The sequence below is a fragment of the Aeromonas sp. ZOR0001 genome (genome assembly GCF_000801015.1).
GTDB classification, from domain to species: Bacteria; Pseudomonadota; Gammaproteobacteria; order Enterobacterales; family Aeromonadaceae; genus Aeromonas; species Aeromonas veronii.
In genome coordinates this window covers 39,605-48,353 of the sequence record NZ_JRJY01000166.1, presented here as the reverse complement: position 1 = coordinate 48,353, position 8,749 = coordinate 39,605, and the positions used below count along the sequence as shown (strand labels likewise).

Below are 8,749 nucleotides of genomic sequence, written 5' to 3'. Positions count from 1 at the left end.
CGCCGTCACCGAGCCAGGCGTCGAGGCCCGCCTCATCTTCCAGCAGATTGGCCAGTCCGACCTGGGTCAGCACCGCAATCAGCTGCTCGTCAGAGGCGGTCGGGGCGGCCAGTTTGAGGTTGCCCCGCAAGGTATCGGCAAACAGATGCACCCGCTGGCTCACCACCGAGATGGAGGCGCGCAGCGCCCCTTCGCTGTAGTCGGTGAGCGGCTTGCCACCCAGCAGGATCTTGCCTGCCTGCGGGCTCCACTCACGGGTCAGCAGCCCCATCAGGGTCGATTTGCCGCAGCCGGTCTGGCCCAGCAGCGCCAGCTTCTCACCGGCGTGCAGTTGCAGGGTGCAGCCACGCAGCACCGGCTGAGGGTTGCCGGGGTAGCCAAAATAGAGGTCATTGATCTGCAGTGCGCCAGCGGTGGCGTGGGTCTGCTCGTCACCCCACACGGGGGCTTTTGCCTCTTGCAGGATCTCGTTCAGGCGGCGTGCCGAGGTGAGGCTGGTGGAGAGGTGCTGGAAAGCCCCCGCCAGTGGCATCAGTGCCTCGAAGCTTGCCAGGGTGGCAAAGACCATCAATGCGGTAATGGGGTCGGGCGCAGCACCCGCCACTCCATGACCGGCCAGCCAGAGCATCAGGGTCAGGGTCCAGCCGCTCAGCAGTTGCACCGAGAAGTTGGCCAGCCCGCTCACCTTGGCCATCCGGGCCTGCGCGGCGAGCAGCGCTTGCTCGGCCTGTTGCAGCTCAACCAGCGCCTTGGGGGCGGCGGCAAACATCTGCAGCTCGGCCTGACCATCCAGATAGTCCACCATCCGGGTACGCAGGGTCGATTTTTCGGCAATCAGCGCCTGACCGGGGCGACGGCCGAGGAAGTAGAACACCAGCGGCAGGGCGATCATGCCAAACAGCAGAATGGCTCCCAGGGTGAGGGCGAGGCGACTGTCGAAAAACGACAGGAAGAAGACCAGTCCGGCGGTGCTGAGCAGGGCCGCGCCTATGGGGGTGATCAGCCGCAGGTAGACGTGGTCCATCGCATCGATGTCGGCCACTAGTCGATTGAGCAGATCCGCCTGACGGAAACCGGCCAGGGTACCGGTGGAGAGCGGCGAGAGTTTCTGCCAGAACCAGACCCGCAGTCGGGTCAGCACCCGGAAGGTGGCGTCGTGGCTCACTACCCGCTCACCCCAGCGACCGGCTGTGCGGACGATGGAGAAGAAGCGCACTCCGCCTGCGGGGGTCATGTAGTTGAAGCTGTCGCGGCTGGCGACCGCCATCCCCGCTACGGCGGCGGCGGAGAGGAACCAGCCGGAGAGCGACAGCAGCCCCATGCCGGCTACCAGAGTCACCAGCGCCAGCAGCAGACCGAGGGAGAGGCTGAGCCAGTGTTGGCGGTAGAGGCGCAGAAATGGCAACAGATCACTCATCGAGAGAACCTCCGGAACGTTGGGAGAGCAGGCGGGCAAAAGGCCCATCCGCCTGACTCAATTGTTGGAAGCTGCCTTGCTCCACCAGCTGGCCGTGGGCCAGCACCAGGATCTTGTCCATCTTGGTGAGCTGGTCGAGGCGGTGGGTGATCATCAGCAGGGTCTGGCCAGCCATCACCTGCTCAATGGTGGTCATGATGGCGCGTTCGGAGTGGCGATCCAGACTGGCGGTCGGTTCATCGAGCACCATCAGCTGGGTTGATTTGAGCAGGGTTCGTGCCAGGGCGAGGCGCTGTGCCTGACCGACCGAGAGGCCGCCTGCCTGATCGCCGACCGGATAGTCGAGCCCCTTCTCCATGGCAAATTCCCACGCCTGAGCCCGCTTCAGGGCATCTTCCAGCTCGGCATCGCTGGCCGTCGGCTTGGCCAGCAGCAGGTTGTCGCGCAAGGAGGCGTGGAACAGCTGCGGGTTTTGCGAGAGCCAGCCCAGCTGCAGGCGCCACTGGCTCATGTCGAGGGTGGCGAGCTCCTGTCCGTTGACCTTGAGCTCGCCACGATAGGGGGCAAAGCCGAGCAGGGCGTTGACCAGCGAGCTCTTGCCTGCGCCGCTGACGCCGATGAGGGCGGTGCGCGAACCGGCTTCCAAAGTGAAGTCGATAGGGCCGACCAGCACCTTGCCTTCGGCGCTCAGTACTTCAAGGGATTTGGCTTCTACCTTGACCGGGCTGTCGGCATGGAACGGCGCTGTGCCTGCGGCCGGCTCGCTCACCTCGGCTTCAAGGAACTCCAGCAGTTGCTCGGCAGCGCCGATAGCCTGCGCCTTGGCGTGGTAGTGGGCACCCAGTTCCCGCAGCGGGGCGTAGAACTCGGGGGCGAGAAACAGCACGAACAGGCCGGTAAAGAGGGTGACCTTGACCCCATAGCTACCAAAGTTCAGATGGTCGATATAAGAGAAGCCGAAGTAGACGGCGACCAGCGCTACCGAGATGGCGGCGAAGAACTCCAGCACGGCGGTGCTCAAAAACGCCAGGCGCAGCACCTCCATGGTGCGCTCGCGAAAATCTTCCGAGGCGTCGCGAATGGCTTCACCTTCTGCCTGGGTCCGCATAAAGAGTTGCAGGGTACGCAGCCCCTTCAGGCGATCGAGGAAGTGGCCGGAGAGACGGGCCAGCGCCTGAAAGTTGCGGCGGTTGGCATCGGCCGCGCCCACACCCACCAGGATCATAAAGATGGGGATGAGGGGCGCAGTGCCCAGCAGGATCAGGCCCGCTGCCCAGTTGACCGGGAACACGGCTATCAGAATGACCACCGGAATAAAGACGGCGATGGCCATCTGCGGCAGATAGCGGGAGAAGAAATCCTGCATGTTTTCAATCTGTTCCAGCAACAGGCTGGCCCAGCTACCGGCCGGACGGCGCTGGATATAGGCAGGGCCGAGACGACTCAAGCGAGTGAGCACCAGCTGGCGGATGGTCTGGCGCACCGCGCTGCCCGCCTTGAAACTGGCCACTTCGCGGCCATAGGCCAGCGCTGCCTTGCCAAACGTCACCAGCAGCAGGGTAATAAAGAGCGTGATGGATTGCTCAGGCGTTGAGCCTTCGATGATAAAGCCGTGCAACAGGGTCGCCAGCAGCCAGGCTTGCGCCACCATCAGAATGCCCTGGCCAAGGCCAAAAGCGATGGAAATCATGATCCAGCGGCGACCGTGACTCGATTGCTTGCGCAACCAGCCATAGAGACGTTTTTGCGTTTTTTTATCCATTACCACCATCCTCGCGTCGAGTGGCGCAAGACTATCCTTGCCGTTTGGCCTTGGCAACCTTGTAAATTATCTGTGTTGAAAATGTTTGATTGAAAAAGCAACCGTCTGTTCAATCCTTGTCCGAACAGATTGATTTATTGAAAAAAGTGGCAAAGGCGCCATTGCGCTCGGCGGCAAAATGCATATAGTAGGAGCCCTGACGCGGGTGTAGTTCAATGGTAGAACGGTAGCTTCCCAAGCTGCATACGTGGGTTCGATTCCCATCACCCGCTCCAAATTTCAGATGCCAGGCGGGCATCGTATAATGGCTATTACCTCAGCCTTCCAAGCTGATGATGCGGGTTCGATTCCCGCTGCCCGCTCCAGCTTCAAAACAAAAAGCCCACTCCTGCGAGTGGGCTTTTTGTTTTTCATCTGTCTTGTGCGCCGTCAGACGTCACGCTCACGGTTTCTCAGCTTTTAAGGCAAACCGCAGAGACAGAAAAGGCGCCCAAGGCGCCTTTTCAGATCAACAGCGTCGCGGGAGCTTATTCCTGCTCCAGCTCACCACAGAAACGGTAGCCTTCGCCGTGGATGGTGGCGATGATCTCCGGAGTATCGTTAACGCTTTCGAAGTGCTTGCGAATGCGACGGATGGTCACGTCAACGGTACGGTCGTGTGGCTTGAGCTCACGGCCGGTCATCTTCTTCAGCAGCTCGGCACGGGTCTGGATCTGGCCCGGGTTTTCGCAGAAGTGCAGCATGGCGCGGAACTCGGAGCGCGGCAGCTTGAACATGTCGCCAGTCGGGCTGACCAGTGCGCGGCTGTTGATATCCAGCGCCCAGCCGTTGAACAGGTAGCGCTCAACCAGCTTCTTCTCTTCGCCACCGGCAGCCACGTTCATGGTGCGGCTCAGCAGGTTGCGGGCACGGATGGTCAGCTCGCGCGGGTTGAACGGCTTGGTGATGTAATCATCGGCGCCGATCTCCAGACCCAGGATCTTGTCCACTTCGTTGTCACGACCGGTCAGGAACATCAGGGCGATGTTGTCGTTCTCACGCAGCTCACGGGCCAGCAGCAGGCCGTTCTTGCCCGGCAGGTTGATGTCCATGATCACCAGATTGATGGTGTGGGAAGTGAGGGCCTGGTGCATTTCGTCGCCGTTGTTGGCTTCGAGCACGATGTAGCCTTCGGCTTCAAAAATGCTTTTCAGGGTATTGCGTGTGACCAGCTCGTCTTCGACGATCAGAATGTGTGGTGTTTGCATGAATATTCCCAGATTCTTATCAGTTAATTATCTTAAATTTAACACTCTTTGGCGTTTCAAACCGATTTCCTGACTGATCCTGAAAATTTATTACGTCATCCTGGGTATGAGAGTCAGGTCGGAATATCGCGAATTAGGCATCAGTACCGGCAAGTATCCCTGTGCCACTTATAGGTTCCCGACAAGTCTGGTCGAGCAGAGCCTGGAAAGGTCGTCCATTACGAAAGTGGCCGCATTTTATCAGTTAACAGGAGCATAACAACACTCTTTGCCGTCAGATAGCAACTTTTTAACTCTGATTTGATATAGGTCAAACCCTGGTACAGCAGCATCATACTTGGCCTGAACCGGGTTTTCGCCCCTACAAAATGTAATGGAATGTAACATGTGATTGACATGAATTTGTGGGAAAACTACAAGAAAATCTGCTTTATCGCGCCATTTGAGCCACCAGACTGGTCTGCCTTTGCCATCATCACAGCCTGGAATCCGGCCAGCCAGTGGGTCACAGAACGACGCAATATGCGGCGGGAACGGGCTATGTGGCGCCATCTGACCGTGGATTTGCAGGTGCCCGTGGTGGGGCCATTTTGGGGATCTGACCCGGACGAACGCTGGCAGGAGTCATCGCTGGCGGTGGCGCTATCCCTGCCACAAGCCCGTCAGCTGGCTGCCCGTTTTGGCCAGAATGCTCTCTACTGGGTGGAGGATGGCCAGCTCTGGCTGGTGCCAGTATTGATGGATAAATCAGCAGTTTGTCTGGGCAATATTGAATCCTTCTGGATTGCCAGAAACCTTGCCTGATGAAAGAATGAACACCTTCATGTATCTGAAAGGAATCAAATCATGCTGGATCTCCTGCCCGACCTCTGCGATCAACATGGCGACTTGCTGCAAGTGGCCGACCCGGTGTTTCAGGATTTTGGCGGCAAGGCCCTCTTTTATGGTCGCGCCGTAACGCTCTCCTGTTATGAAGACAACAGCCTGGTGCGGGATCTGGTGACCCGCCCCGGTCACGGCAAAGTGATGGTGATCGACGGCGGCGGCTCGCTGCGCCGTGCGCTGCTTGGCGATCAACTGGCGGTCAAGGCGGTGGAGCAGGGGTGGGAGGGTATCCTGATCCACGGCGCGGCGCGGGATGTGGGCACCCTGGCGACACTGGCGCTCGGGGTCAAGGCGCTGGCAGCCTGTCCGGTCAAGACCGAGAAGCGAGGATTGGGAGAGCTGGGGGCCGTGGTCAGCTTTGCCGGTGTGACCATCCACGAAGGGGATTACGTCTATGCGGATCGCAACGGCGTGGTGGTGAGTGCCACGCCGCTGATCTGATTCAGAAGTTGAAACCGACCCCTAGGCTCAGTGCCTGATCGGCAGTGATGGCGCTGACGCCGTAGTTGGCGGTGAGGGAGAGTCTGGGGGTCAGCAGCAGGCTGGAGTTGAGCTCCAGCAGGGTGCTGGCCTTGTTGAGATCAAGATGCTTGATCTGGCTGCCGATATTGAATGCTGGAGAGAGTTGGTAGCGTATCCCCGAACTCATATTGAAACCGGATGTGCGATTCTGGTCCGCCACCGCCGGGCCCGCTTCCATAAAGAGGGCCACATCATCCACCACCGGATACTGATAGCCGCTATTGACCAGCCAGAGATCAAAACTGTCGCTGTGATGGCTATGGCCATTGAGCAACACACCCGAGTAACTTTTGAGATAGAGAGACGGGTTGGATTGCGGCTGAACCACTGCCCAGTCGGCGGCCTGTGCGGCCATGCTGGCGCAGGTTGCAAGCAGTGTGATGATGAGCGATTTGACCATTCGTTTCCCCTCCCTGGGTCCGGAACTGAGCCTAAGCATGGCACATGCCAGCTGGTAGTAAAGTGAAGGGAGATCACAATAAAATCCTTTGGCATGGGCGCCAGCCATGTTAAACAGGCTGCCGTATTGATGGCTCTAATCATTAAGAGGTGAATCCATGAACAAGAAACTGACTCTGCTGGCCGCGCTGGCACTGGGAGGCTGCGCTATGGCAACAGGTTCCAGCATGGCTCAACTGCAAGCATCCAGCTGGCAGCTGCAAGGCGCCACCGGCGATACCTTCACCCTGCAAGTGGTCGACGGCAAGGTGGCGGGCAAGGGCGGCTGCAACCGCTATTTTGGCGGCATCACCAAGCAGGGTGACGGTGTCTTGACGCTGGGCGCCATGGGCTCCACTCGCATGATGTGCATCGGCGACGCCATGAACAAAGAGACCGAGTTCCTGCAAAAGCTGGAGAAGGTGGCAACCTACTCCATCAACGGCAACCAGCTGACTCTGAGCGATGCCAACAAGGCGGCCCTGCTCACCTTCAACGCTGTGCCAGCTGCCAAATAAGGCACGCGTTCGTCTGATTGCCCCGACAGCTCTGACTGTCTGATACACGCCCTCCCTCTGGAGGGCGTCTGTTTATCTGCGATGAACCCTGTGTGGTCGTCCGCTACTGTTGTTCACTCGTCGATTCTCCAGTCAGCCCGGTTTGATACCAGAATCTCGTATCTTCGCTTTGGTACGTATCTTGATCATTTCAATAATTCTTGTATAGTTGAAATGAAAGGTCGCACCAAGGGGAATGAAGATGAACAAAGAGATGGCCACCAAGGTCTTTGAATCGCTGGCATCCGGCATCCGGCTCGATGTATGGCGGCTGCTGGTGAAGGCCGGGCTGGAGGGGCGGGTCGCCGGTGAACTGGCCAGCGAGCTCGATATTGCCCCCAATACCCTCTCGTTTCACCTCAAGGCGATGCTCAACACCGGTCTGCTGTCGGTGGAGCAGGAGGGGCGCTTTCTACGCTACCGCGCCAATATTCCCCTGATGCTGGATGTGATCGCCTACCTTACCGAGGAGTGCTGCGCCGGTCATCCCGAGGCGTGCGGCGTGATGCGTGCCGAGTCAGCCTGCTCCCCCCATGTTCTGCCTGCGCAGCCCTGCTGCAACAAGGAGTAATACCATGTCCTCCATTCAGATTTTTGATCCTGCCCTCTGCTGCTCCAGCGGCGTTTGTGGCACCGAGGTTGATCAGGCGCTGGTCACCTTTGCTGCGGACCTTGCCTGGGCCAAGGAGCAGGGGGTTGCCATCGAACGTTTCAATCTGGCCCAGCAGCCGATGCAATTTGCCGAGACACCTGCCGTCAGCGCTTTTCTGACCCACGCCGGGGAGGAGGGGTTGCCACTGGTGCTGGTGGAGGGGCAGGTGGTGTTGACCGGTCGTTATCCGAGCCGCAGCGAGCTGGCCCGTTATGCCGGGTTGCCTGCGCCGCAAGCGGCCATCAAGGGGATCGTCAAGGGTGGCTGCTGCTCTGGTAGCGGTTGCTGCTGAGTCGTGACGCACCATTCGGGAGAGGCTATGTATCATTTTCTGACCAATCCACCGCCGTTTCTCTTTTTCACCGGCAAGGGCGGGGTGGGCAAGACCTCGCTGGCCTGCGCCAGTGCGGTGGCGCTGTGTGATATTGGCAAGCGGGTGCTGTTGGTAAGCACCGACCCTGCCTCCAACGTGGGGCAGGTGTTTGCCACCGAGATCGGCAATCGCGTCACCGCCATCGCCACAGTGCCCGGTTTGTCGGCGCTGGAGATAGATCCCCCCGCGGCGGCCAAAGCCTATCGGGAGCGGATCGTCGGGCCGGTGCGTGGCAAGTTGCCCGAGAGCGTGGTACGCAGCATCGAGGAGCAGCTCTCCGGCGCCTGCACCACCGAGATCGCCGCCTTTGACGAATTCACTGCGCTGCTGACCGACCAAACGCTGCTGGCCGAGTATGACCATATCGTCTTTGATACTGCCCCAACTGGCCACACCATCCGGCTGCTGCAATTGCCGGGCGCCTGGAGCGAATTTTTGGAGCAGGGCAAGGGGGATGCCTCCTGCCTGGGCCCGCTGGCGGGGCTGGAGAAACAGCGCAGCCAGTATGCAGAGGCGGTCGCCGCCCTGGCTGATGCCGCTCGCACCCGCTTGGTGTTGGTGGCACGCGCCCAGCACTCCACCCTGCGGGAAGTGGCTCGCACCCACGAGGAGCTGGCCGCCATTGGCTTGTTGAATCAGCAACTGGTGATCAATGGCCTCTTCCCCGAAGGCGCCATTGCCGGAGATCCGCTGGCAATGGCGCTCTGGCAGCGCGAGCAACAGGCTCTCGCTCAGATGCCGCAGGGGATAAAGGGGCTGGCGCAGGATCATATCCCGCTGCTGGCCACCAATCTGGTGGGGCTCGACAGTTTGCGCCTGTTGCTGCAACCACCCGCGATGGCCGATCAATTCACGACCGTACAGTCCGGCATCCAGCATGCCCAGCCCGAGTTGAG

The 8,749-nt window shown here is 59.7% G+C and carries 10 protein-coding genes and 2 tRNA genes; 8 read left to right on the top strand and 4 right to left on the bottom strand.

Features of this window, described 5'->3' with window-relative positions; all coding sequences use genetic code 11:
* Both cydC and cydD read right to left on the bottom strand, forming a co-directional pair.
* Positions 1-1,417 (bottom strand): heme ABC transporter ATP-binding protein/permease CydC (gene cydC, locus L972_RS19970; RefSeq protein WP_047440611.1); only part of this gene is annotated, 1,417 nt, incomplete at its 3' end.
* Complete coding sequence (gene cydD, locus L972_RS19965) at positions 1,410-3,179, bottom strand: heme ABC transporter permease/ATP-binding protein CydD (protein ID WP_047440573.1); 1,770 nt, start codon at positions 3,177-3,179, stop codon at positions 1,410-1,412. The genes cydD and cydC, both read right to left, overlap by 8 nt.
* A gap of 201 nt (positions 3,180-3,380) precedes the next feature.
* Between cydD and L972_RS19960 the strand changes: the two genes are divergently transcribed.
* Both L972_RS19960 and L972_RS19955 read left to right on the top strand, forming a co-directional pair.
* A tRNA-Gly gene (locus tag L972_RS19960) sits at positions 3,381-3,454 on the top strand.
* A 15-nt stretch (positions 3,455-3,469) separates the two neighbouring features.
* Positions 3,470-3,544 (top strand) — tRNA-Gly (locus L972_RS19955).
* Between the two features lie 162 nt (positions 3,545-3,706).
* Here L972_RS19955 and arcA read toward each other — a convergent pair.
* The gene (gene arcA / locus L972_RS19950) at positions 3,707-4,426 is read right to left on the bottom strand and encodes a two-component system response regulator ArcA (RefSeq protein WP_005338193.1); all 720 of its coding nucleotides are present in this window, start codon (positions 4,424-4,426) and stop codon (positions 3,707-3,709) included.
* Between the two features lie 396 nt (positions 4,427-4,822).
* Between arcA and L972_RS19945 the strand changes: the two genes are divergently transcribed.
* Positions 4,823-5,230 carry a DUF3293 domain-containing protein gene (locus L972_RS19945; RefSeq protein ID WP_081990773.1) on the top strand — a complete coding sequence of 136 codons (408 nt, stop codon included), beginning with the start codon at positions 4,823-4,825 and terminating at the stop codon, positions 5,228-5,230.
* Positions 5,231-5,272: 42 nt separating this feature from the next.
* The gene (locus tag L972_RS19940; protein ID WP_005338188.1) at positions 5,273-5,752 is read left to right on the top strand and encodes a putative 4-hydroxy-4-methyl-2-oxoglutarate aldolase; all 480 of its coding nucleotides are present in this window, start codon (positions 5,273-5,275) and stop codon (positions 5,750-5,752) included.
* Position 5,753: 1 nt separating this feature from the next.
* On the opposite strand, the gene L972_RS19935 is transcribed toward L972_RS19940, so the two are convergent.
* Positions 5,754-6,233 (bottom strand): hypothetical protein, encoded by a 480-nt coding sequence (locus L972_RS19935; protein WP_047440568.1) that lies wholly within the window; start codon positions 6,231-6,233, stop codon positions 5,754-5,756.
* A gap of 157 nt (positions 6,234-6,390) precedes the next feature.
* Between L972_RS19935 and L972_RS19930 the strand changes: the two genes are divergently transcribed.
* From L972_RS19930 to L972_RS19915, 4 genes are all read left to right on the top strand, one after another.
* Positions 6,391-6,789, top strand: a complete 399-nt coding sequence (locus L972_RS19930; RefSeq protein ID WP_005359119.1) for an META domain-containing protein — start codon at positions 6,391-6,393, stop codon at positions 6,787-6,789.
* A 241-nt stretch (positions 6,790-7,030) separates the two neighbouring features.
* Complete coding sequence (locus tag L972_RS19925) at positions 7,031-7,399, top strand: ArsR/SmtB family transcription factor (protein ID WP_005338181.1); 369 nt, start codon at positions 7,031-7,033, stop codon at positions 7,397-7,399.
* A gap of 4 nt (positions 7,400-7,403) precedes the next feature.
* Positions 7,404-7,772, top strand: coding sequence for an arsenite efflux transporter metallochaperone ArsD (arsD, locus tag L972_RS19920; protein ID WP_005347398.1), 369 nt, complete (start codon positions 7,404-7,406; stop codon positions 7,770-7,772).
* A 27-nt stretch (positions 7,773-7,799) separates the two neighbouring features.
* The coding region (locus L972_RS19915; protein ID WP_231560964.1) for a TRC40/GET3/ArsA family transport-energizing ATPase at positions 7,800-8,749 on the top strand (950 nt) is incomplete at its 3' end.

What these genes read in the sequence shown, in the direction of transcription:
- L972_RS19945 (WP_081990773.1), top strand. Translation starts at nt 4,823, where the DNA reads ATGAATTTGTGGGAAAACTACAAGAAAATCTGCTTTATCGCGCCATTT.
- cydD (WP_047440573.1), bottom strand. Translation starts at nt 3,179, where the DNA reads ATGGATAAAAAAACGCAAAAACGTCTCTATGGCTGGTTGCGCAAGCAA.
- arcA (WP_005338193.1), bottom strand. Translation starts at nt 4,426, where the DNA reads ATGCAAACACCACACATTCTGATCGTCGAAGACGAGCTGGTCACACGC.
- L972_RS19930 (WP_005359119.1), top strand. Translation starts at nt 6,391, where the DNA reads ATGAACAAGAAACTGACTCTGCTGGCCGCGCTGGCACTGGGAGGCTGC.
- L972_RS19935 (WP_047440568.1), bottom strand. Translation starts at nt 6,233, where the DNA reads ATGGTCAAATCGCTCATCATCACACTGCTTGCAACCTGCGCCAGCATG.
- L972_RS19940 (WP_005338188.1), top strand. Translation starts at nt 5,273, where the DNA reads ATGCTGGATCTCCTGCCCGACCTCTGCGATCAACATGGCGACTTGCTG.
- arsD (WP_005347398.1), top strand. Translation starts at nt 7,404, where the DNA reads ATGTCCTCCATTCAGATTTTTGATCCTGCCCTCTGCTGCTCCAGCGGC.
- L972_RS19925 (WP_005338181.1), top strand. Translation starts at nt 7,031, where the DNA reads ATGAACAAAGAGATGGCCACCAAGGTCTTTGAATCGCTGGCATCCGGC.